Source organism: Shewanella sp. SW24 (assembly GCF_025653395.1).
Classification (GTDB): domain Bacteria; phylum Pseudomonadota; class Gammaproteobacteria; order Enterobacterales; family Shewanellaceae; genus Shewanella; species Shewanella oncorhynchi.
Genome location: NZ_JAKKSH010000012.1, coordinates 134888 through 159028, shown reverse-complemented (window position 1 = coordinate 159028; position 24141 = coordinate 134888). Strand labels below are relative to the sequence as shown.

At 45.5% G+C, this 24141-nt stretch carries 20 protein-coding genes and 2 rRNA genes; 17 read left to right on the top strand and 5 right to left on the bottom strand.

The window, feature by feature from the left end; translation table 11 throughout:
- The 3 genes from L5M17_RS12090 to L5M17_RS12080 all read left to right on the top strand — a co-directional run.
- Window positions 1-208 (top strand): 23S ribosomal RNA (locus L5M17_RS12090); the annotation flags it as partial.
- Window positions 209-347: 139 nt separating this feature from the next.
- A 5S ribosomal RNA gene (gene rrf / locus L5M17_RS12085) occupies window positions 348-463 on the top strand.
- A 312-nt stretch (window positions 464-775) separates the two neighbouring features.
- Window positions 776-2050, top strand: coding sequence for a CinA family nicotinamide mononucleotide deamidase-related protein (locus L5M17_RS12080; RefSeq protein ID WP_263147681.1), 1275 nt, complete (start codon window positions 776-778; stop codon window positions 2048-2050).
- Window positions 2051-2141: 91 nt separating this feature from the next.
- On the opposite strand, the gene L5M17_RS12075 is transcribed toward L5M17_RS12080, so the two are convergent.
- Together L5M17_RS12075 and ppc are read right to left on the bottom strand one after the other, a co-directional pair.
- Window positions 2142-2687 carry a DUF1439 domain-containing protein gene (locus L5M17_RS12075; protein WP_263147679.1) on the bottom strand — a complete coding sequence of 182 codons (546 nt, stop codon included), beginning with the start codon at window positions 2685-2687 and terminating at the stop codon, window positions 2142-2144.
- Window positions 2687-5356 (bottom strand): phosphoenolpyruvate carboxylase, encoded by a 2670-nt coding sequence (ppc, locus tag L5M17_RS12070; RefSeq protein ID WP_219234812.1) that lies wholly within the window; start codon window positions 5354-5356, stop codon window positions 2687-2689. Before ppc ends, L5M17_RS12075 begins: the two co-directional genes overlap by 1 nt.
- Before the next feature lie 884 nt (window positions 5357-6240).
- Between ppc and argC the strand changes: the two genes are divergently transcribed.
- The 5 genes from argC (at window position 6241) to argH (ending at window position 11727) form a co-directional block, all read left to right on the top strand.
- Entirely contained in the window at window positions 6241-7221 is a 981-nt protein-coding gene (gene argC / locus L5M17_RS12065; RefSeq protein WP_263147675.1) for an N-acetyl-gamma-glutamyl-phosphate reductase, read from the top strand.
- Window positions 7222-7252: 31 nt separating this feature from the next.
- Entirely contained in the window at window positions 7253-8035 is a 783-nt protein-coding gene (gene argB, locus L5M17_RS12060) for an acetylglutamate kinase (protein ID WP_106649098.1), read from the top strand.
- Between the two features lie 12 nt (window positions 8036-8047).
- The gene (locus tag L5M17_RS12055; RefSeq protein WP_219251823.1) at window positions 8048-8953 is read left to right on the top strand and encodes an ornithine carbamoyltransferase; all 906 of its coding nucleotides are present in this window, start codon (window positions 8048-8050) and stop codon (window positions 8951-8953) included.
- Between the two features lie 59 nt (window positions 8954-9012).
- Complete coding sequence (locus L5M17_RS12050) at window positions 9013-10251, top strand: argininosuccinate synthase (protein WP_263147671.1); 1239 nt, start codon at window positions 9013-9015, stop codon at window positions 10249-10251.
- Between the two features lie 108 nt (window positions 10252-10359).
- Window positions 10360-11727, top strand: a complete 1368-nt coding sequence (argH, locus tag L5M17_RS12045; protein ID WP_219251822.1) for an argininosuccinate lyase — start codon at window positions 10360-10362, stop codon at window positions 11725-11727.
- A gap of 100 nt (window positions 11728-11827) precedes the next feature.
- Here the strand turns inward: argH and L5M17_RS12040 are convergent, their stop codons facing one another.
- A complete protein-coding gene (locus tag L5M17_RS12040) occupies window positions 11828-14350 on the bottom strand; it encodes a penicillin-binding protein 1A (RefSeq protein WP_263147668.1) in 2523 nt (840 codons plus the stop codon).
- A 188-nt stretch (window positions 14351-14538) separates the two neighbouring features.
- On the opposite strand from L5M17_RS12040, the gene L5M17_RS12035 reads away from it, so the two are divergent.
- From L5M17_RS12035 to L5M17_RS11995, 9 genes are all read left to right on the top strand, one after another.
- A complete protein-coding gene (locus L5M17_RS12035) occupies window positions 14539-15618 on the top strand; it encodes a pilus assembly protein PilM (RefSeq protein WP_105253014.1) in 1080 nt (359 codons plus the stop codon).
- A complete protein-coding gene (locus L5M17_RS12030) occupies window positions 15606-16190 on the top strand; it encodes a PilN domain-containing protein (protein ID WP_105250539.1) in 585 nt (194 codons plus the stop codon). The genes L5M17_RS12035 and L5M17_RS12030 overlap by 13 nt, the downstream gene beginning before the upstream one ends.
- Complete coding sequence (locus tag L5M17_RS12025) at window positions 16187-16810, top strand: type 4a pilus biogenesis protein PilO (protein ID WP_263147665.1); 624 nt, start codon at window positions 16187-16189, stop codon at window positions 16808-16810. The genes L5M17_RS12030 and L5M17_RS12025 overlap by 4 nt, the downstream gene beginning before the upstream one ends.
- A complete protein-coding gene (locus tag L5M17_RS12020) occupies window positions 16810-17325 on the top strand; it encodes a pilus assembly protein PilP (protein ID WP_263147662.1) in 516 nt (171 codons plus the stop codon). Before L5M17_RS12025 ends, L5M17_RS12020 begins: the two co-directional genes overlap by 1 nt.
- A gap of 21 nt (window positions 17326-17346) precedes the next feature.
- Window positions 17347-19398, top strand: coding sequence for a type IV pilus secretin PilQ (locus L5M17_RS12015; RefSeq protein WP_113941458.1), 2052 nt, complete (start codon window positions 17347-17349; stop codon window positions 19396-19398).
- Between the two features lie 216 nt (window positions 19399-19614).
- Window positions 19615-20130 carry a shikimate kinase AroK gene (gene aroK, locus L5M17_RS12010; RefSeq protein ID WP_006083542.1) on the top strand — a complete coding sequence of 172 codons (516 nt, stop codon included), beginning with the start codon at window positions 19615-19617 and terminating at the stop codon, window positions 20128-20130.
- Between the two features lie 9 nt (window positions 20131-20139).
- On the top strand, window positions 20140-21216 hold the full coding sequence (gene aroB / locus L5M17_RS12005) for a 3-dehydroquinate synthase (protein ID WP_263147659.1): 1077 nt from the start codon (window positions 20140-20142) through the stop codon (window positions 21214-21216).
- Between the two features lie 18 nt (window positions 21217-21234).
- Entirely contained in the window at window positions 21235-22671 is a 1437-nt protein-coding gene (locus L5M17_RS12000; protein ID WP_263147656.1) for an AAA family ATPase, read from the top strand.
- A gap of 48 nt (window positions 22672-22719) precedes the next feature.
- Window positions 22720-23559: a Dam family site-specific DNA-(adenine-N6)-methyltransferase gene (locus tag L5M17_RS11995; RefSeq protein WP_263147654.1), complete on the top strand. Its 840-nt coding sequence runs from the start codon at window positions 22720-22722 to the stop codon at window positions 23557-23559.
- 18 nt (window positions 23560-23577) lie between these two features.
- Here the strand turns inward: L5M17_RS11995 and L5M17_RS11990 are convergent, their stop codons facing one another.
- Window positions 23578-23763 (bottom strand): DUF2970 domain-containing protein, encoded by a 186-nt coding sequence (locus L5M17_RS11990; RefSeq protein ID WP_131525403.1) that lies wholly within the window; start codon window positions 23761-23763, stop codon window positions 23578-23580.
- On the bottom strand, window positions 23763-24128 hold the full coding sequence (locus tag L5M17_RS11985; protein ID WP_105250531.1) for a hypothetical protein: 366 nt from the start codon (window positions 24126-24128) through the stop codon (window positions 23763-23765). The genes L5M17_RS11990 and L5M17_RS11985 overlap by 1 nt, the downstream gene beginning before the upstream one ends.
- Window positions 24129-24141 lie beyond the last annotated feature (13 nt).

Below are 24141 nucleotides of genomic sequence, written 5' to 3'. Positions count from 1 at the left end.
GTCATGCCAATGGCATTGCCCGGTAGCTACGTTCGGAATCGATAACCGCTGAAAGCATCTAAGCGGGAAGCGAGCCCTAAGATGAGTCATCCCTAGGAATTTAATTCCTCTAAAGAGCCGTTCGAGACTAGGACGTTGATAGGCATGGTGTGTAAGCGTTGTGAGGCGTTGAGCTAACATGTACTAATGACTCGAGAGGCTTAACCATACAACCCAGATGGGTTTTACAAAGAAGCCTTAGACAGAATAYMGAYACTTGATAAAGTTTGAACTCAAACAAAGAAAATCAGCTTTCCGAATTATTATTAACGTGAGTCAGAAATGGACACGGTAATAAACAGAATTTGCTTGGTGACAATAGCCTTGTGGAACCACCTGATCCCATCCCGAACTCAGAAGTGAAACGCAAACGCGCCGATGGTAGTGTGGGGTCTCCCCATGTGAGAGTAGGTCATCGCCAAGCGCCTAATTATCTCATTGAGATGTAAAGAAGCCAGCTGAATAAGCTGGCTTTTTTGCATTCGCAATTTGTTAAATCCAGCCTAGTGTCTATTCAATTAGTCAGTTTTCCTCCTATTTTTCTCTCCTTAACACTCTCTTTCACTCTTCATGACATCAATAATAAGTAATGGTTGTCGATTATTTGTTCGGTTATTTTGTCAATGCTCCGATTTTGCTACAGCTATCTTAGTTCTCGATCGAGCCTAGCTATTGCTATTAGTTAAGCGGTTACTTACCTTATGTTTTAATTTATTGGGGTAGATAAGGATCTGAGATGAAGTTAGAGATGATTTGCACTGGGGAAGAGGTGTTGGCGGGACAGATTGTTGATACCAACGCCGCTTGGTTTGCCAGTACTATGATGGAGCATGGTGTCGAGATCCAGCGTCGAGTAACCGTCGGCGATCGCCTCGAGGATCTGATTGCGGTTTTCCAAGAACGTAGCTTACATGCAGATGTGATTCTCGTTAATGGTGGTCTCGGGCCGACGAGTGATGATATGTCTGCTTTAGCGATGGCGAAGGCGAAGGGCGAACCATTGGTTGAGAATGCGGAGTGGCGTGAGCGTTTAGAGGAGTGGTTTACCCGTAATAACCGTGAAATGCCTTTAAGTAATCTCAAGCAAGCTATGCTGCCAGCGTCAGCTGTGATGGTTGATAACCCAGTGGGAACCGCTTGTGGTTTTAGAGTTAAGCTTAACCGCGCTTGGTTATTCTTTACGCCTGGTGTGCCTTTTGAGCTGAAGCACATGGTTACAGAGCAGTTTGTGCCCTTTATTCGCGAAGAGTTTAACCTTGATGCTAAGGTCTCCTTAAAGAAACTATTGACCATAGGTCAAGGTGAGTCCGCTTTGGCAGATAAGTTAGAACCGCTAGAGCTGCCAGAAGGCATTACTATTGGTTACCGCTCTTCCATGCCGCATATTGAGATTAAGATTTTCGCCCGTGGCGATAAAGCGATTGCAGTATTACCTCGCGTCGCTGGGCACATCAAAATGGTGCTGGGTACTGCGGTTGTCGCGGAAGATACAGCCACTCTTGCCGAAGAAATTCATTATAAGCTACTTAACTCAGGCTTGACCTTAAGCGTTGCTGAGTCTTGCACTGGCGGCATGATCACCAGTCAGTTAGTTGATTTCCCTGGCAGTTCATCTTACTTACAGCACGGATTAGTGACTTACAGTAATGAATCTAAAGTGCGCGTGTTAGGTGTTAATCCTTCAACCTTAGATGATCATGGTGCTGTCTCTATTGCGACTGTGGAAGAAATGGCTAAGGGGGCAAGGCAAATTTTAGACAGTGACTATGCACTGGCAACCAGTGGAATTGCGGGGCCCGATGGTGGCACAGATGAGAAACCTGTGGGGACTGTGGCGATCGCTTTAGCAACTCGCGGCGGTGTTTATAGTCAGATGATTAAACTACCGAGACGTTCACGGGATCTGGTACGCAGTTTAAGTGCTGCTGTGGCTTACGATATGCTAAGACGTGAGCTTTTAGCTGAAGCTGTGATCGTCGATTATCAGTCGATTGGGCGATTCAGTAAGTAACTCTTATACGGGTATATATCCATTTATGCCAGCCAACAAAAATGCTCACGAGGGAGCATTTTAACTTCTACAGAGATACAAAAATGGCAGATTATTTAGTGAACTTAAGCACTAATTTGCCTGGGGCAACTTGAATGCTTTCGGTCATTTTTGCCATCAGTGCTTGGTTACTGTCCTTGGTATCTAGTACATACACAGGCTGGTTTTCTAAGAATTGCCTTAGATAACCCATCACCTGCGGCGTGGCACTGCTAATCGCTTTTTCAATATCCTTGGGCGTTGACTCCACTTTGACTAATTCGAGTTGGCGCAGATAGACACTGTGCGTTGCGCTGTCATACCAAGGCTTAGCTTCGAAAGTCGTAGTGAGTTTGGCACTCAATGGAAAGATCGGATTCTTAATTGATACTTGAGTTGCGGCACTTACACTCATAGTGTCAGGTTTTACACCTAGCTTGACACTGATGTCGTTAATGCGCACTTCTGCGCCAACTAATTGATTGCCTTGTTTAATCTCAAAATGGATCTCTTTACTGAGGTACTGCTCCATTTCGTGCTCGCTGATACTGTACTGCGAGACGCAGCCGCCAAGCAGTACAGTCAGTCCCAAGCAAATCGTGCGGGAAAGTTTTTTCATTAACCAGTGTTTCTCATACCCGCTGCCACACCTGCAATGGTCAGCATTAGCGCTAACTGTACATGTTCAGACGCAGGAGTTTCGGTTGTTTCCTTACGTGTCCGCGCTAATAGCTCGGTTTGTAAGAAGTTTAATGGATCGATATACGGATTTCGCAGTTTAACTGATTCGCGATTCCACGGTGTATGCGCCATTAAACTATCTGATTTTGTCAGTTCAAGCACGACTTTAATACCCAGATCCAAGCGTTGGCGCAAGGTTTCGCCTAAGTGATGCAAGTCTTTCGGTACTAAACAGGTTTCGTAGTAGCGGGCCAAATTAGGTTCCGCCTTGGCGTAGACCATTTCCAGCATTGAAATGCGAGTGCTGAAGAAAGGCCATTCCCGTTCCATCTCTTGCAGTAAGCCCATTTCACCGCGTTCACAGGCGGCTTGAAGTGCTTCACCGGCGCCAAGCCATGCAGGTAACATCAAGCGGTTTTGCGACCAAGCAAAAATCCACGGAATAGCTCGCAGACTTTCGATCCCACCATCGACACGACGTTTGGCTGGGCGGCTGCCGAGTGGCAGTTTTCCTAATTCCACTTCTGGCGTTGCCGCGCGGAAATAAGCCACAAAATCAGGTTCATCACGCACTATGCCACGGTAAGCACCCACTGATTCTTCTGCGATACGTTGCATGCAATTGCGCCATTCTTGCTTCGGCTCTGGCGGTGGTAACAGGGTTGCTTCCAATACGGCCGAGGTATACAGGGCCAAGCTTTGAACCGCGAGTTTTGGTAAGCCAAACTTGAAGCGGATCATCTCGCCCTGCTCAGTCACGCGAATGCGGCCATCTACCGAACCTGGTGGTTGCGATAGGATTGCTTTGTGTGCAGGACCACCCCCGCGACCAATGCTGCCACCACGGCCATGGAATAGTGTGAGCTTGACGCCCGCTTGTTTACAGACTGCCACTAACTGCTCTTGGGCGTGATACTGAGCCCAAGCCGCCGCCATAACACCGGCATCTTTAGCTGAGTCAGAGTAGCCAATCATGACCTCTTGCATGCCCTTGGTATAGCCACGATACCAGTCAATATCGAGCAAATCGGTAATACATGCAGCGGCGTTGTTTAAGTCGCTTAAGGTTTCAAACAGTGGCACCACGCGCATTGGATGCGAACAGCCTGTTTCTTTGAGTAACAGTAAAACCGTTAAGACATCCGATGGTTTACCCGCCATCGAAATCACATAGGATCCGAGTGCTTTTGCCGGATGTTTAGCAATCAAACGACAGGTATTAAGCACTTCGGCCACATCGGCCGAGGGTTGCCAGTTACTTGGGATCAGTGGACGACGGTTGCTGAGTTCACGTAATAAGAAGGCTTGCTTCTCAGTCTCGTCCCAATGGTTGAAATCACCCATGCCGAGATAGCGAGTTAACTCGGCGAGCACATCGCTGTGACGGCTGGCATCTTGGCGAATGTCGAGCCTGAGCATATGAATGCCAAAGCAGGCGAGACGGCGGAGAATGTCGAGCAATAAACCGTTGGCGATTAAGCGCATACCGCAGTCGGTTAAACTCTTATAGAGCATTTCTAGCGGCGCTTTGAGATCGCTTTCTTGCCAAATCAGGCTCGACTTATCGACTTCAGGATTGTGGCCTTCGATGCGCGCATTTAAATAATCTATGGTGTCACGCAGTCTTTGACGAATAGATCGCAGCACGTGGCGGTAAGGTTCGCAGCTGTTATTGGTATAAGCCTTTAACTCATCATTGGCTTCTTCCATCGACAGTTCACCGACCAGTAGGACTATGTCTTTTAAGAATAATCTGGCGGCAGCATGGCGGTTACGATCGAGCACCTCTTGGGTGACTTTTGCGGTAACAAACGGGTTGCCGTCGCGATCGCCGCCCATCCAGCTTGAAAAGCGCACTGGCGCGATATCAATCGGTAATTGCTGCCCTGTGCGTTGCTGCACTCGATCGTTAAGTTGTCTTAAGAAGTCAGGCACCGCATGCCAGAGTGACTCTTCAATGGTGGATAATCCCCAGCGAGCCTCATCTACTGGAGTTGGGCGCTCGCGGCGGATCTCATTGGTGTGCCATATTTGCGCGATTAATTGGCGCAGGCGCAGATTGATCTGTTGACGTTCTCTATCCGATAGTTGGTCGTTTTCTTGCTCTGTTAAGCAGTCGACAATGGCGGCGTATTTTTGGATCAGGGTGCGACGGGAAATTTCAGTGGGGTGCGCTGTTAGCACCAGATCGATATCCAGTGTTTTTAGACAGTCGAGCATTTTAGCTTGGTCGACACGACCATTGAGCATGCGGCCTAGGAGTTGTTCCACTGGGTCTGGCACGCAGACAAGTTCGTCGCAATTACGACTGATAGTATGAAATTGCTCGGATAAGTTAGCTAAGTTAAGAAATTGGTTAAAAGCTTTTGCAAAAGGGACTAATTCTTCGTCTGGCAAAGCTGTCAGTAACTCGAGCATTTGCTCTCTGGCGGCTTGATCGCCTCGGCGTGAGTCTTTGGCAAGCTTACGGATCTGTTCAACCTTCTCAAGAAAAGAGTCCCCAAGATGGGTACGCATAGTATCGCCAAGGATTTGGCCTAACATACTCACGTTCGATCTTAATGACGCATACATATCTGTCATATTGTCTGCCATGGTTACTGACATAGTTACTCCGAATAGAAAAACATGAAAATCCGCTGTGTATATACCCAAACAACCTGAAGATGCAGGATTCAGCGGGAGTTTAACGCACTTTAGGCAAGGCAGTTATTTGCAGGCCTAGCGGGCTAAGTTAAAAATAACCAACGCAGCATAAAGTGCGTTAAAACCCGCCGGGACGGAGCACCTAGGGCACTCCACTTCCGTGTTGCATCAATTTAAAAGGTGGCCGACATTCTTTCATTGATGCGCCTTGAATTGAAGCACCCTAGGCGCTCTGAAACTCGTATCTTCAGGTAGCTTGGGTATATAGCCCGTTAGCACAATACCTATCACTTGGGGCTATGGTCAACAGCAGAACTTATAACTTATACGACTGGCTTATCCGATATGCAACCAATCACGGTATTTGATGAAGAATATTCAATAGAAATGCGAAGTCACGCAATATTTTTTGATGATTAGTGCAAGTGAATATGAAGTGCATTATTTTATGCTTTGCAGACATGTATCTTAGCTGTTAATGAAAAGGACTGATTTTGACTCATGTTGACCCTGGATAACTGTGTTATTAACGAGTTAGCTGAATGGGAGGCGTGTCTTCGATATCCCAGTTTGAGCTTAAAATATGAAAATAAATTAAAAATATATATTCACATATATTGCATAAGTAGATCTTTGTGGTAGTCTAGCCATCAGTTGAGATGAGTCACCCCCTGTGACCTGTAGAGTGAATATCATGATGTACAGTATTAGCCTGACAGTGAATAAAATAACAACCTATTACGATTTCCTGCGACGATAGTCTTGTCATCATAGATATGCGCGGTTGCGTGTAAGCTATTCATCTACTCTTTAAGTTTCTTTGATTCGGTTAATAAGACAAAAACATGAAAAATATCGCCATTATTGGTGCCAGTGGTTACACAGGCGCGCAACTGACCGCTTTAATCCATGCAGAAGCAGAACTGACGATTCAAGGGTTGTATGTTTCTGAAAACAGTTTAGATAAAGGTAAGCCTTTAGCGGATTTGTATCCTAGCTATAGCCATATCGCATTAACGCTGTCGCCATTGTCCGATGAAGCTAAGGCAAAAATCGTTGTCGAAGCCGATGCCGTGGTGTTAGCGACTGAGCACTCGGTGAGCCTGCATTTAGCGGCTTGGTTTTATAGCCAAGGGTTAGCGGTATTCGATTTAAGCGGTGCCTATCGTTTCAGTGATGTGGCGCAATATCCGAAGTGGTATGGCTTTGAGCATGAATATCCTGAAGTTTTAGCCAAAGCCGTGTATGGCCTTGCCGAATGGAATGCTAAAGAAATCGCTGCGACTAAGATGATTGCCGTGCCAGGTTGTTACCCGACCGCATCATTGACAGCGTTAAAGCCGCTAGTGAGTTTACTGACATCGGCTTATCCGGTAATCAATGCTGTGAGCGGCGTAACAGGTGCGGGCCGTAAAGCGCAGTTACACACCAGTTTTTGTGAAGTTAGCCTGACACCCTACGGCGTATTAGGCCACAGACATCAACCCGAGATTGCCACTCAGCTTGGCCAAGAAGTGATATTTACACCGCACCTTGGTAACTTTAAGCGTGGCATTTTAGCGACCATTACCGTACAGCTAAAACCAGGTACTACGACTGCCGATGTGGCCGCGGCCTATAGCGTGTATGACAAGGCGCCATTGGTCACCGTGAAGCACAATCAGTTCCCGAAAGTAGACGATGTGGTGCTGACACCTAACTGTCACTTAGGTTGGAAGTTTGATGAGAATAGCGGTTACTTAGTGGTAGCCAGTGCCATCGATAACTTGATGAAAGGTGCTGCCAGCCAAGCGCTGCAATGCATAAAGATTCATTTTAACCTTTAATTGTTCATCCTTATTTAAGAGAGTCGTCAAGATGTCTACAAACAACTCAGTATTAGTGCTTAAAGTGGGCGGCGCGCTGCTGCAATGTGAAATGGGGATGGCGCGATTGATGGATACGGCTGCGGCTATGTTAGCCAATGGTCAGCAAGTGTTGATGGTGCATGGCGGCGGCTGTCTGGTGGATGAGCAGCTAGCAGCGAATGGTATGGAAACCGTCAAGTTAGAAGGTTTGCGTGTGACTCCGCCCGAGCAAATGCCGATTATTGCCGGCGCACTTGCGGGGACTTCGAACAAAATTCTTCAAGGCGCAGCGACTAAGGCTGGCATTGTGAGTGTGGGCATGAGCCTCGCCGATGGCAATACTGTTTCGGCTAAGATTAAAGATGAGCGTTTAGGCCTAGTGGGCGAAGTCACGCCAAACGATGGCACTTATCTTAAGTTTATCCTCGCCCAAGGTTGGATGCCGATTTGTAGCTCTATCGCCATGATGGACGATGGCCAAATGCTTAACGTCAATGCTGATCAAGCTGCGACGGCCTTAGCCAAATTAGTGGGCGGCAAGTTAGTGCTACTGTCGGATGTTTCTGGGGTGCTCGATGGTAAAGGCCAGCTCATCCACAGTTTAAATGGCAAGCAGATAGCAGACCTTGTTAAGCAAGGTGTGATCGAAAAAGGAATGAAGGTCAAAGTTGAAGCTGCGCTCGAAGTCGCACAGTGGATGGGGCAGGCGGTACAAGTTGCCTCGTGGCGTGATGCAAGCCAATTAATCGCATTAGCAAAAGGTGAAGCCGTAGGAACACAAATCCAACCATAAGTGGAGTAGGTTATGAAGCATTTACTATCGATAAAAGACTTAACCCAGAAGCAGTTACAGGATCTAATTGCCTTGGCAAAAACGATTAAAGCCAATCCGGCTGAGTATCGTCATGCGCTGGATGGCAAGAGTGTGGTGATGTTATTTGAAAAGCCCTCACTCAGAACACGCGTTAGCTTTGATATCGGTATTAATAAGCTCGGGGGCCACTGTTTATACCTAGACCAGCAAAATGGTGAACTGGGAAAACGGGAATCGGTTGCTGACTTTGCTTCTAACCTGTCATGTTGGGCCGACGCAATTGTGGCGAGAACCTATTCACACACCACTATCGAACAATTAGCCGAGTTCGGCTCAGTGCCCGTGATCAATGCGCTGTCGGATCTTTATCATCCTTGCCAAGCCTTAGCTGACTTTTTAACACTGGCAGAGCAGTTTGAGGATGTCAGTAAAGCTAAATTAGCTTATGTTGGTGATGGTAATAATGTCACTAACTCGCTGATGTACTGTGCGGCTATTCTCGGTGCCACCATGACAGTGATCTGCCCAGCGGGTCACTTTCCTGATGGCTACGTAGTGGCAGAAGTGCAAGAGCTCGCCAAACGATATGGCGGCAAGATAGTGCTGACTTCAGATATCGATGCGATTGAAGGTCACGACGCTATTTATACTGATACTTGGATTTCAATGGGCGATCCAACGCCTTTGTCTGATATCAAAGCGAAGTTTGCACCATACCAAGTAAACAAAGCTTTGATGGCGAAAGCGGGCGCTAACTTCTTTATGCATTGTTTGCCCGCCCACCGTGGTGTAGAAGTAACAGATGAAGTGATGGACGGTGCAGGCTCCTTAATTCTGCAACAAGCCGAAAATCGGATGCATGCCCAAAATGCGGTACTGGTAACCTTATTTAGTTAAATTAACCCTGTTTAGCAGCCTGTTTTCTCCTTGAGAGAAACGAGTCATAGGAATTTAAGATGTCTATCGAGAACAAAAATACTGGCGTGAAAAAAGTGGTTTTAGCCTATTCAGGTGGTCTAGATACCTCGGCCATTATTCCTTGGTTAAAAGAAAACTACGATAACTGTGAAATCATCGCATTCTGCGCCGACGTTGGCCAAGGCGAAGAAGAGCTGGTTGGCTTGACTGAAAAAGCTTTAGCTTCAGGTGCTTCTGAATGTCATATCGTCGATCTAAAAGAAGAATTCGTTAAAGACTATATCTACCCAACGATTGCGAGCGGTGCGATTTACGAAGGCACTTATTTACTCGGTACGTCAATGGCGCGTCCTATTATTGCCAAAGCGCAGGTTGAAGTGGCTCGTAAAGTGGGCGCCGATGCTCTGTGTCACGGTTGTACCGGCAAAGGTAACGACCAAGTGCGTTTCGAAGGTTGCTTCGCCGCATTAGCACCTGATTTAAAAGTGATTGCCCCATGGCGTGAATGGACTATGCAGAGCCGTGAAGATCTACTGGCCTATTTAGCTGAACGTGACATCAAGACGTCAGCGTCAGCGACTAAAATCTATAGCCGTGATGCCAACGCTTTCCATATTTCCCATGAAGGTGGTGAGTTAGAAGATCCATGGAACGAGCCAAGCAAAGGCGTATGGACACTGACTGCCGATCCTGAAGATGCACCGAACAAGCCTGAATATGTGTCGCTAGAAGTAGAACATGGCCGTATCACTAAAGTGAATGGTGAAGCCCTAACGCCTTATGCTGCGCTGATGACATTAAACGCCATTGCTGCGCCACACGGTGTGGGTCGTATCGACATTACTGAAAACCGTTTAGTCGGCATGAAGTCTCGTGGCTGTTATGAAACACCCGGCGGCACTGTGATGTTCGCAGCACTACGTGCAATTGAAGAGCTTGTTCTCGACAAGACTAGCCGTAACTGGCGTGAGCAAGTTGCCGCACAAATGGCGCATTTAGTGTATGACGGCCGTTGGTTCACGCCACTGTGTAAGTCATTGCTGGCAGCATCTGAGTCACTGGCTGAATCAGTTAACGGTGAAGTTGTGGTTAAACTCTACAAAGGCCAAGCGAGCGCAGTGAAGAAACGTTCACCTAACAGCTTGTACTCTGAAGCGTTTGCGACTTTCGGTGAAGATCAAGTGTACGATCAAAAACATGCAGAAGGCTTTATCCGCCTGTACTCATTAGCGAGCCGCATCCGCGCACTCAACGCTAATGACGTTAAGGGTAAGTAATAGGTCGTGTAAAAGGGCGCCTAGCGCCCTTTTTTGTTTTTAGGTTTTGATTGAGTTTTTGATTCAGATGAGTCGATTTTAAATAAGTAGTGAGTAAGGGGAGTTAGCATGGCTTTATGGGGTGGAAGATTTCAGGGCGAAACGAGCGCGCTATTCAAATTATTCAACGATTCGTTGCCTGTGGATTATCGCTTGTTCGAACAGGATGTGGTCGGCTCCATTGCTTGGGCGGATGCGATTGCCAGCGTGGGAATTATCTCGGCAACTGAATGCCGAGACTTGAAAAAAGCACTCAATGACTTGCTGGTGGAAGTGCAGGGCGATCCAGCGATTATTCTCGCCTCGGGCGCCGAAGATATTCACAGTTTCGTCGAGTCGGCTTTGATTGCCAAAGTGGGCGATCTCGGTAAGAAATTGCACACCGGTCGTAGCCGTAACGATCAAGTTGCCACCGATTTAAAGCTTTGGTGTCAATCCGAAGGCAAAGCATTACTCGCGCGCCTTCAAGGCTTACATGCTGAATTACTGGCGTTGGCTGAGCGTGAATTTGATGCGGTAATGCCGGGTTATACTCACTTGCAGCGCGCGCAACCTGTGACATTTGGCCACTGGTGTTTAGCGTATGTGGAAATGACTGAGCGGGATATCAGCCGTTTAGCCGATGCGTTAACCCGCGCGAATACCTGTCCATTAGGTTCTGGTGCCCTTGCGGGCACAGCTTATAAAATAGATAGACATGCACTGGCTGCTGCGCTTAATTTTGCCTCGCCAACGCTGAATAGCTTAGATAGTGTATCAGACAGAGATCACGTGGTAGAGCTTTGTTCAACCGCATCGATCAGCATGATGCACTTAAGCCGTATGGCTGAAGATTTGATTTTCTTTAACTCAGGTGAAGCGAACTTTATTTCCCTGAGTGATGAAGTGACCTCGGGTTCATCCCTGATGCCACAGAAGAAAAATCCAGACGCATTAGAGCTTATCCGTGGCAAAACCGGCCGGGTGTATGGCAGCTTAGTGGGCATTCTCACGACGATGAAAGCACTGCCTTTGGCGTACAACAAAGATATGCAGGAAGATAAAGAAGGCCTGTTTGACGTAGTTGATAGCTGGGCAATTTGCCTCGATATGGTGGCGTTAGTGTTGTCAGGTTTGAAGGTCAATCGTCCTAATGCACTGTTAGCCGCACAGCAAGGTTATGCAAATTCTACTGAGCTTGCGGATTATCTCGTGTCTAAAGGTATGCCTTTCCGTGAGGCGCACCATGTTGTGGGTGAAGTCGTGGTTGCTGCGATAGCGAAGCAAATTCCGCTCGAGGATTTCTCCTTGGCCGAATTAAAAACTTTTGCCGCTATCATTGAAGATGATGTCTATCCAAACCTGACTATTGAAGCTTGTTTAGCGAAACGCGACGTGCTCGGTGGTACTGCATTGCCACAAATTCAGCAGGCGATTGCGGCCAAGAAAGTTCGTTAAGCGAGTTATTCAAATCCACAATTCAAGCCAATAAAAAACGCGACATTAGGTCGCGTTTTTATTGGGCCACAATTAGTGGTAATGACTTTTTAGCATTTGTTTATTGGAATAAATCATCGGTTGGTGCATCGATGAATAAATTGTTTTCATCCTGAGTTTCGCTGATGTATTCCTTCGGCTCCGTACCTGAAATAAAGTACTCGAACGCACTGGTATAGTCGGTTTTTCGGGTAAGTTTACCCGTCGCTAAATCGATGCGTACCGAAACTATGCCTTCTGGCGGAATCGAGGTTGTCTCTGGTGTGCCTTGTAAGACACTGTTCATAAACTCGTTCCAGCCCGGACCTGCTGTTTTCGCTCCCGCTTCGGCGCCAGTTATCTGATCTTTTTCGCCGTTTGCATTCCATGCGGTTCTGCCCAGTTGGCGACCGTGATCGTCGAAACCGACCCAGAAAGTGCTAGTGATGACTGGGCTAAAACCACTGAACCAAGTGTCGCGCGATTCGTTGGTTGTACCCGTTTTACCTGCAATATCATGGCGCTTAATCAATTTTGCCGCGCGCCAAGCCGTACCTTGCCAACCCGTGCCTTTACTCCAATCGCCCCCACCCCAGATCACGCTCTTCAGTGCTTCGGTAATGAGGAATGCCGTTTGCTCTGAAATAATTTGCGGAGCGTAGCGACCGGTTTGATTGAAACACTGCGCAACAGGTGCACTACGCTCAGCACCAGAGTCTCCACTTACGCTGAACGCTATAGAGTCGCTCGGTGTAACTGGTTGGCTAGGCTTACAGGCCAATGTAGGGTTCGCTTTTTCGATAACATTGCCGTAAGCATCTTCTACGCGATCAATATAGAAAGGTTCGAGTAAGAAACCGCCGTTAGCAAATACGTTAAATGCAGTAACTACTTGCAATGGCGTGACTGAAGACGAACCTAATGCAATCGATTCGTTGCGAGGTAAGTCGTTAGGATCAAAACCAAATTCAACGAGTTGAGCAATGGTTTCGTCGAGTCCGACATGACGCATTGCACGCACAGACATAACGTTAATAGATTGCGCTAAACCCACACGTAAACGAGTGGGGCCGCCATAGATATCGGGTGAGTTTTTAGGGCGCCATGCTGTGCCTTGGCTGATATCGGGTTTATTAATTGGCGCATTGTCTATGAGGGTCGCTAAGGTAAAGCCTTTCTCTAATGCTGCGGCATAGATGAAAGGTTTTATATTCGAACCTAATTGACGCTTCGCTTGAGTCACTCGGTTGTATTGGCTTTGGCTAAAGCTATAACCACCAACTAAAGTGCGAATAGCACCATTTTTGGGGTCGAGTGATACTGTTGCGCTGGCGACTTCTGGTACTTGCGATAGTTGCAAATATTGGCCGTTATCACGGATCCAAATACGCTCGCCGACCTTGAGTATGTCAGAAGCTGATTTCGGTACACTACCTTGACGCTTATCAGTAATAAACTTACGTGCCCACTTCAATCCATCCCAAGTAATGACTTTAGTTTCGCCTTTGGCGGTCATTATACTTGCTTGCTGATCTGCAATGCTGATGACTGCGGCGGGTTGCAATTCTTGTACTGAAGCAATCTTGGCTAGTTCAGTTTTGATTTGAGCAGGTTCAGGTTTTTCGTCCGTCCACAACACGGCAGCAGGACCGCGGTAGCCATGGCGTTCATCATAGGCATAGACGTTATTACGCAGTGCCTGTTGAGCTTTAAGTTGTAGATCCGATGAGATAGTCGTATAGACGTTGTAGCCATTGGTATAGGCTTCTTCTTCACCGTACTTCTGTACCATGTAATCCCGAGCCATTTCAGAAATATAAGGGGCATAGAGATCAATTTCAGCGCCATGATATCTGGCCACCAATGGTTCTTGTAGTGCTGCTTGGTATTCGGTTTGGCTGATGTAGCCGACTTCATTCATCCGCATGAGGACGACATTACGGCGAGCCAATGCACGCGAAGGTGACGTGATTGGATTGAGTGTAGAGGGCGCCTTGGGTAGGCCTGCAATAACGGCCAGTTCAGATAAGCTGAGTTCTTGCACGTTTTTACCGAAATACACTTGCGCAGCAGCCCCAACCCCATAGGCCCGTTGGCCTAAGTAAATGCGGTTTACGTAGAGCTCTAAAATTTCATCTTTGGTGAGCAACTCTTCAATATGATAGGAGATAAAAATCTCCTTCACTTTACGAATAATAGTCTTATCGCGGGTTAAGAAGAAGTTACGCGCGACCTGCATGGTAATCGTACTCGCACCTTGCTTTTTCTCACCAGTGGTCAACATCACTAATGCGGCGCGAAGCACGCCAACAGGATCTATACCACCATGTTCATAAAAGCGGGCATCTTCGGTTGCGATAAACGCCTGTAGCAGAGGTTTTGGCACTTCGTCTAACGTTAGTGGAATGCGACGTTTCTCACCGAATTGAGAAATAAGTTTGCCGTCACTACTGTAAATACGTAAAGGTGTTTGAAGTTGCACATTTTTTAGTGTTGAAACATCCGGTAAATCCGGCAAAACATAAAAGTATGCTGCCACAATGGCGCCTACGCCCAAAAGGGCTAGACTGAATAGTGCTATAACAATACGTTTTAACCACTTCACCAAAATTTATCCTAATGTTCTGTTAAGTGCGACAGTATATAAGGCGCACACGTCTTGGTGAAGTAAAAACGTGAGACTCACAAAATAGCATTTGTAAAATGATGAAACATTCGATACAAGTAAGTATAACAAGTTGATTTTGTGCTAATCTCTTTTACTGAAATATAAATAAAAAAGTGACAATGGATATGCTTTCAAATTTATGGAAGCGTCAGGCTCCGCAGATGGTGGGAATCGATATCGGTTCCCATGAAGTTAAGGCCATTTTGTTGAGTAAGACTGCTGACGGATACAAAATATTGAGTCATGCCGCGGTACCCATTAAGAAGGGGGCCGTTAACGATCATGATATTCGTGATGCTGATGCTGTTGTTGAATGCCTTAAGCAAATAAAACGTAGCCTGCCTAAATCCGTTAAATATGCCGCTGTTTCTGTTTCGGGTTCTGCTGTGATGACGAAAGTGATCTACATGGATGCCTCCCTTAGTGAGGAAGAAATGGAGGCACAGATAGAAATTGAAGCCGATAACCTTATTCCGTATTCACTCGATGAAGTTAGCATAGATTTTGAAACGCTAAACGTAAACAGTACCGATCCTACTAAAGTTGATGTGCTGTTGAGCGCATGCCGCACTGACAATATTGATGTCAGAGTCGATGCGCTGGATAGCGTGGAGCTTGAGGCTAAAGTGGTGGATGTTGAAGGTTACGCTTTAGGTCGAGCTGCCGAGTTAATTCTGGCTCAGCTTCCAGAAGGAGCGAAACATAAAGCCGTCGCTATGGTTGATATCGGCGCGAATATGACGACTTTCTCTGTGGTTGAATCGGGTGAGACGACTTTTATTCGTGAGCAAGCTTTCGGTGGTGAGCAATTTACTCAGTCAATATTATCCTTCTATGGCATGTCTTATGATCAAGCTGAGAAAGCAAAGATTGAAGGCGACTTACCACGAAATTATATGTTTGAAGTTTTGTCACCTTTTCAAACTCAGCTATTACAACAAATAAAACGTACGCTACAGATTTATTGCACTTCCAGCGGTAAAGATAAAGTCGACTACCTCGTATTATGCGGTGGAACATCTAAATTAGAAGGTATGGCTAATTTACTGACGAATGAATTGGGTGTTCACACTATTATCGCCGATCCTTTTCAAGGGTGTTTGCATGCCGATGAGTCGGTTAAAAGTGCGCTGCAACCTACAATCAGCAAATATATGGTTGCTTGTGGCTTAGCATTGAGGAGTTACGGTCAATGGCGAACATAAACCTACTCCCTTGGCGAGAAGAGGCGAGAGAAAAACAAAAGCGCGACTATATTGGTATTTTAGCGGCAGTATTTTTAGCGTCGGCGATTTTAGTTTATGTCGCAGTATCTTTATTAGATGTTATGACCGATGAGCAAAAAGCACGTAACGCTTATTTGCAATCGGAAATCAGTCTGCTTGAAACACAAATTTCTGAGATCAAGAAAATTACTGAACGTAAGAAAGACATTGAGCGGCGTACAGAAATTATTCTTAATCTACAGCAATCCCGTAATTTGCCTACTCACGTGTTAGATGAGCTTGTTCGAATTGTACCTCCAGGAATATATCTGTCTAGCCTAGAGAAAAAGGGCAGTTTGTTGCTGATTGAAGGGCGTAGTGAATCGAACAATAACGTCGCCAACATGATGCGAAAAGTGAAAACTTCCGAATGGTTAACCGATCCTAATATGCAATCGATCGTGACCCAAAATGAAGAGTTACGGCAATTACAGCGTTTTAGTTTGAGAGTCACTATTAAAGGCGCGAGTGTAGATGAGCCTGAGAAAATGACAAAAGGAGCGAGTAAATGAAACTCGATCTAAGTCAATTTAATGATATCGACTTTGAAAATATTGGTGGTTGGCCAAATCAAGTTAAAACCTTTTTCGCGATCCTTTTAGCACTCTGTGTTTTTGCTGCGGGATATTTCTTGGTCGTCTCCGATTCGGTAGATATTTATACCGCAGAGCAAGATAAAGAAGTACAGCTCAGAGATGATTTCAAGAATAAGTATCAACTTGCGGCAAATTTAAAACTCTACCGAGAGCAGCTAGCGACGATGGAAGTGCAGTTTGCAGAGTTACTGAAGATGCTGCCATCTGAAAATGAAATGCCAGGTTTGCTAGACGATTTAACTTTTGTCGCTACGGATGCAGGACTCAAAATTAATAGTTTGAATTGGGAGGCCGAAATTCAGCGGGATTTCTATATTGAGTTTCCAATTAAAATGTCTGTGACGGGAGATTACCATCAGCTAGGTAGTATGGTGAGTGGTGTCGCTAAGCTGCCGCGTATCGTTAGCCTCCATGATTTCACCATTAAGCGAGATGAAACCGGCAACTTAGCAATGGATATCTTAGCCAAGACATACCGCTTTAAAGAAGGGGCTGAATTACCGCCTGAAAAACCTGCTAATAAGGGGAAGAAATAATGAAATTCTTACCTTTGTTAGCCTTGACTCTTTTTTTAATGGGTTGTGTTGGCGATCGTAGTGATTTAGAGCTATTTGTTACTACAACCAAAGCGCAACACGTTGCTCATATCCCGCCCTTGAAAGAGCCGCCAAGATTTGAGCACTTTGCCTATCAAGCTGAGTTAATGCGTAGCCCTTTTGTACCACCTTCGCGTGAGTTAACGGAAGAAGTTGTTGATACCAGCAAAGATTGTTTACAACCGGACTTAAAGCGTCGAAAAGGACGATTAGAAACTTATCCTTTAGATAATTTAAAAATGCGTGGCACCTTAAGTGAAGCCGATACAACTTGGGCGTTAGTTGAAACAAATGACGGCAGTGTTTATCGGATGGGCGTTGGTGAGTATTTAGGTCTGTTTAATGGACGCATTTCTAAAGTTACTTCACAAAATGTCGAAGTAGTAGAATTAATTCCAGATGGTTCAGGTTGTTGGTCCGAAAGGACGAGCAATTTAGAACTTTCTGGAGAATAACGAGCGAAGGATGAGGGAATAATGAAATCTTCTGCCGCGATAAAAGTCCCGTTAATTTCTTCAGGCTTAATCAAGTCTGTTATTGGGATCGCATTGGTATTTGGAATTTTGCCATCGAGTTATGCTGCAAACCGATTAATGGATGTTAAGTACCATGCCTTGGTTGACCACCAGTTAGAGCTAGAGTTGGTATTTGAAGAAGCGGTCACTCCGCCAGTTATTGACTCTAATGCCTCGCCTGCAGAGCTCGTATTAACCTTTGATAATAGTATTTCTGGTTTATCTAAGGATCGCTTACCCATTAATCAAGTCGGTGTAACTGACATGATGACTGAGCAGCAAGATACTCGTCTTAAAGTCACCTTAGGTATGTCCAAAGTGAAACCTTACCAAGGTTCAGTCATGGGTAACTCATATCGACTCACTATTAATGATGAGGTTGCAGGCGCTCAGACTCAGGCAGAAAATCCCTTCGTTAACAGCATTAAAAATATCGATTTTCGTCGTAATGAAAATGGTGGCGGTGAGTTATTAGTCTATTTGAATAACCGCTCGGTTGCCGTTAACGTTGAGCAAGTGGGCGCTAAACTCGAAGTTAAGTTATATAACACTGATATTAATAGTGATCTGCTTTATGTTATGGATGTGAAAGATTTTTCAACACCAGTAAAAAGCTTCGAGACATTTAAAGAAGATCTAACAACGCGCATTTTAGTTGATATTGCTGGGGAATATGAGTTCAGTTATAAGCAAGAGGATAATCTCTTTAGACTCTCGATGAATAAAGTTGAGAGAGTTGCCGCCAAGAAAGATGTTAAAAAATACAATGGCCGTACTTTGTCGCTTAACTTTCAAAATATCCCTGTACGTACTGTTTTGCAGATCATTGCTGACTATAACAATTTTAACTTAGTCACGAGTGATACTGTTGAAGGCAACATCACCTTGAGATTGGATGATGTGCCCTGGGACCAAGCATTAGATTTGATTCTACAAACCAAAGGCCTAGATAAGCGTATCGAAGGCAACATCTTAATGGTGGCACCGAGCGAAGAGTTGGCTATTCGTGAAAGCCAAAATCTCAAAAATAGGCAAGAAGTTAAAGAGCTAGCACCTTTGTATTCTGAGTACTTGCAAATTAACTATGCCAAAGCGATCGATATTGCTGAGCTGCTTAAAAGCGCAGATTCTAGTTTACTCTCGCCACGCGGCTCAGTCGCGGTCGATGAACGTACCAACACAGTACTCGTGAAAGATACGGCAGAAACGATTGAGAACATCCATCGTTTAGTCGAAGTACTCGATATCCCTATTCGTCAAGTACTGATCGAGTCACGTATGGTAACGGTCAAAGATGATGTCTCTGAAGACTTAGGCATACGTTGGGGCGTAACGGATCAGCAGGGCAGTAAGGGAACCTCAGGTACATTAGAAGGTGCTCAGAGTATTGCCAACGGCATCATTCCAACTCCTGACCAACGTTTGAACGTTAATTTACCTGCGGCAGTGACCAATCCAACAAGTATCGCATTCCACGTTGCTAAGTTGGCAGATGGTACTATTCTTGATTTGGAATTGAGTGCGTTAGAGCAAGAAAATAAAGGTGAAATTATCGCCAGCCCTCGTATTACCACCTCTAACCAAAAGGCGGCTTATATTGAGCAGGGTGTGGAGATCCCTTATGTGCAGTCGACTTCAAGCGGTGCAACCTCGGTCACTTTTAAGAAAGCTGTGTTGTCCTTGCGAGTTACACCACAAATTACACCTGATAACCGCGTTATTTTAGATTTGGAAATCACCCAAGACTCCCAGGGCAAGACGGTTGACACACCAACGGGTCCCGCTGTCGCCATCGATACTCAACGTATTGGCACTCAAGTGCTCGTTGATAACGGTGAAACCATAGTCCTTGGTGGTATTTATCAGCAAAACTTGATCAGCCGTGTGAGTAAAGTCCCTATTCTCGGCGACATTCCCTTAGTCGGTTTCCTGTTTAGGAACACAACAGACAAAAATGAGCGTCAAGAGCTACTTATTTTCGTAACCCCCAAAATAGTCGGTGAGAAGATCTAAGCACTTGCTATGTATCGACTAAAGCCAGCAGTGATTGCTGGCTTTATTATTACTGGAATACAATTCTTTGCATAAATAGCGCACATGGCTTGCCATAGTAGACCCTAAGCTGAGATAATCCTCGGTCAAGTCTCATAAGAGCAAGGTAACATATAGGTCGGCTTGATGTTGAGTCGATATAGGCATACTTTTCAATAAGATTCAGACGTACAAGAAATGGCTGAAAAACGTAATATTTTTCTGGTAGGCCCTATGGGCGCAGGTAAAAGCACAATTGGTCGCCATCTGGCGCAAATGCTGCATTTAGAATTCCACGATTCGGATCAAGAGATTGAACAACGCACAGGCGCTGATATTGCTTGGGTGTTTGACGTCGAAGGTGAAGAAGGCTTCCGTCGTCGTGAAGCTCAGGTTATTGCTGATTTGTCTGAGAAACAAGGTATCGTCCTTGCCACCGGTGGTGGTTCAGTACAAAGCAAAGATATCCGTAATCATCTGTCTGCTCGTGGCATTGTGGTTTACCTGGAAACCACTATCGACAAACAGGTCGCTCGTACTCAAAGAGACAAGCGACGCCCATTATTGCAAGTGGATGATCCTCGAGAAGTGTTGGAGAATCTTGCAGAGATCCGTAATCCATTGTACGAAGAAATTGCCGATGTGATTGTCAAAACCGATGATCAAAGCGCAAAGATCGTCGCAAATCAGATCATTGAGCAATTAGGTTTTTAGGCAGAATTTATGAAGCAAATTCAGGTTGATTTAGGTGTACGTAGTTATCCCATTTACATTGGCCAGAATTTGATGAGTGATGGCGAGACCTTGTCTCGCTACCTGCTTAAAAAACGTATTCTTATCGTCACCAATGAAACTGTCGCGCCTTTGTATCTTAAACAGATACAAGAGACGATGGCTTCGTTTGGTGAGGTAGAGAGTGTTATCCTTCCCGATGGCGAACAATTCAAAGACTTAGCACATCTAGATACTATTTTTACTGCATTGCTGCAGCAAAACTATGGTCGAGATTCTGTGCTGGTGGCTTTGGGTGGCGGCGTGATTGGTGATATGACGGGCTTTGCCGCGGCATGTTATCAACGTGGGATCGATTTTATTCAAATTCCGACAACTTTATTGTCGCAGGTGGATTCTTCCGTCGGCGGTAAAACGGCTGTTAACCATCCTCTTGGTAAAAACATGATTGGGGCCTTTTATCAGCCACAAATCGTGCTTATCGATACTTTATGTTTACATACGCTTCCAGCGCGCGAGTTTGCGGCGGGAATGGCGGAAGTCATCAAGTATGGCATCATGTGGGATGCTGATTTTTTTCAATGGCTTGAAGATAATGTAACGGCGCTAAAAACCTTAGATGCCGAAGCATTAGTTTATGCTATCTCTCGTTGCTGTGAGATTAAAGCCGATGTTGTTAGCCAAGATGAAACTGAGCAGGGCGTGCGTGCTTTGTTGAATCTGGGTCATACCTTTGGTCATGCGATTGAAGCCGAAATGGGCTACGGTAATTGGCTGCATGGTGAAGCTGTGTCAGCTGGCACAGTCCTTGCTGCTAAAACAGCTAAGGCACTGGGGCTTATCGATGAGTCAATAGTTTGTCGTATCATACAGTTACTACAAGCTTTTGATCTTCCAGTGAATGCGCCGGAATCTATGGATTTCGACAGTTTCATTCAACATATGCGACGCGATAAAAAAGTTTTAGGCGGTCAGATTCGACTGGTGCTCCCAACGGCAATAGGCTGCGCGGATGTGTTTAGTCAAGTCACAGAATCTACCCTTGAACAGGTTATTCGCTGCGCATAAAAACTGTGTGGTGGGCGAGTGACGTTTCAGGGTTCTGTCTTGCTTCCTTCTCAGGAAGCCCTCATACAAAGAATGCATCATGTTGCCAGTTATAGCGATCAGCTGCTGGTGCTTTCTGGTGTCAGCGGTTCAGGAAAAACGACCTTAGTTACCGGATTAGCGACCGATTTTGACGAGTCAAATGCGGCATTTGTGATTTGTCCTATGCATGCCGATAACGCTGAGATACGCCGCAAAATTCTAGTCCAGCTAATTTCATCCCCTATTTTTGACGACGACATTCCCCTCGCCGATACTCTGTTGCGGCTTGCGAGCACGCAAACTAAACCCTTACATATCATTATCGATGATGCGCATTTATTGCCTAAGGCATTATGGGCTGAGTGCATTATTCTCAATCAGATCCAGTGTGCGGGTAAGAATATTGCCGTCACGCTCACGGTTCCACCGACATTCTTAGCGGACCTATTGCCACAATTACCCGAGCAATTGCGGCGGCAAATATTACCTATCAGTATTGAGCCGTTAACCATGCCAGAGCGTGAAGCTTTGTATCAAACATTGCTGAGATACAGCGATCAAAACCCTTTTACGCCAAGGGAAATCGTACGCAGTCAGCTTGAGAAGCAAACGGGTACGCCGCAAGAAGTGGTCAATCTGTTAGATAAAGCCTTGCATAGCCCGCAAGAGAAAACATCTTCTTGGGTGAAATATAAAGCTGTGGTGGTGACAGCTGTGAGCATGTTGTTAGCGCTAGGTATTTGGCTTGGTGTTACTCAACCATTTTCTGAAGAGCAAGCCATAGAGACTGCGACTTTTCCTGCGATAGATTCCCCCGCTTTCTTGTCCTATGGGCAAAAAATCTTAGCACCCTATTTTGCTCTGCGCGCTGAACAATTAAAGTTTGCCACTGTAACCGTGAAAGTTAACGAACTAGATACATCCAAAGCCAAAACAGAACCGGCTGTCGATCCATTAAGTGAATTTCATGGTGAGGCACCACATCCAGAGCCTGATGATGGAGCCTTAGTGAGTGTTGGTGAAGTGAGTAGCAAGTCTTTTGGTGATGATGAGCCAACTGTGGATGCAGGGCCTCAAGCTAAAACGGTAGATGTTCAGTCTCCAGCGCCAGAGGCTGCAAAGGTTGATAAAACAGTTTTGGAACCGCAAAAGCCACTCAAAGGTTATACCGTACAAATAGCGAGTGTTGCTCAGTTAGATACCCTGCGTTCGACATTAAAGAGTCTTGAGAATGTCGAGGGTGTTCGAGTCGCAAAGTATAAACAGCGGTGGGTTGTTCTCGTTGGGCACTACAGCAGTAGCAAATTGGCTTCGAATGCGGCGGCTCAATTGGTTAAGGAGTATCGTTTTGAGCAACCTTGGGTTAGAAAATGGGCCGATTTGAAAGATTATCAAGTAGAAGAAAGTCTCTCAAATCGTGAAATTTCAGAATAAACAGAGTACAATCATGGCCTTTATTTTTGTCGGCATTCATCAAGTTAAATGATAAAAAAACACAGAGCCTTCCTTAAGTGGGCTGGCGGTAAATTTAAATTGGTGGATGATTTAGCCAGTTATTTACCCGCAGGAGACCGTTTGGTCGAGCCGTTTGTGGGTGCAGGATCCGTTTTCTTGAATACGGATTATCCTAGCTACCTGCTCTGTGACATTAATCAGGACTTGATCGAGTTATATCAGATAGTGAAGCATCAACCAGAAGCATACATTGCCGCCGCTAAAGTATTGTTTGTCGATGAGATGAATCAAAAGGAAGCTTACTATCAGGTGCGGACCGACTTTAATAAATGTCGCGACCCTTTCCAGCGTTCTGTGTATTTTCTTTATTTAAATCGCCATGGTTTTAATGGCTTATGCCGTTATAACCGTAAGGGTGGCTTCAATGTGCCCTTTGGCTCCTATAAAAAACCTTATTTCCCCGAAAAGGAAATCTGGGCCTTTTCTGAAAAAGCGCAACGTGCTGAGTTTAAATGCATTGGTTACGAAAAAGCCTTTGAGCAGACACGCAGTGGCGATGTTATCTATTGCGATCCACCTTACGCACCGTTATCTACTACATCCAGTTTCACGACATATGTTGGTGCAGGTTTTAGTTTAGACGATCAAGCACTGCTGGCTCGTCATTCGCGCCATACCGCGTTAGAGCGTGGTATTCCGGTATTGATTAGTAATCACGATATTCCATTAACTCGCGAGTTATATCGCGGCGCGCATTTAGCGAAAATTCAAGTGCAACGCAACATTAGCCAAAATGGCAGTGGTCGTAATAAAGTGGATGAGTTGATGGCGCTATATGATGAAAACTACGATCCAAAAGACGACTAGTTTCAACATAAATAACGTTTAGCTAAGCACTTGTCCTACGAGAAACATCAGACTTGCCACTAGGATGACAGCTAACACAATGCCCATCACTATATAGGGCAATGGGGAACTGGTTTGAAAATCTTTTTTACGATTTTCGCTAGTTTGTACCCCGAAAAAGGCGGCAATGGTACTGTGGAATACTTGCCAAATGCGGCTAAGCATTAATAGGCGAGATGCGACGTAGTGGGCTTGAGATCATCCATAGGTTTATCTTGATGACCATGTAATAGTTCAAGTAGATCGACAAAGTGGAACTGACTCGAACGGTTTTTACCTGTAAGCCACGTTTTCCAGCTTAAGGTTTGTGCTTGATCGGCGCAGCGATTATTAGGGTGGCTACTGGGCAGTGCATTGTTGTAACGAGTGTCATTGCTACAAGCGCAAGATGCTGTTTCGGTATTTTCCGTCAGTTTTTCAACGCCAAAAGCTAGCGTGGCCACTACAACTGCAGTAAATGCCAACATCATAGATGACTTGAATGTCACCGACCTAACATAGTGTGAAAACTGACTAAACCGCTCCATCATAACGCTTCCTTTG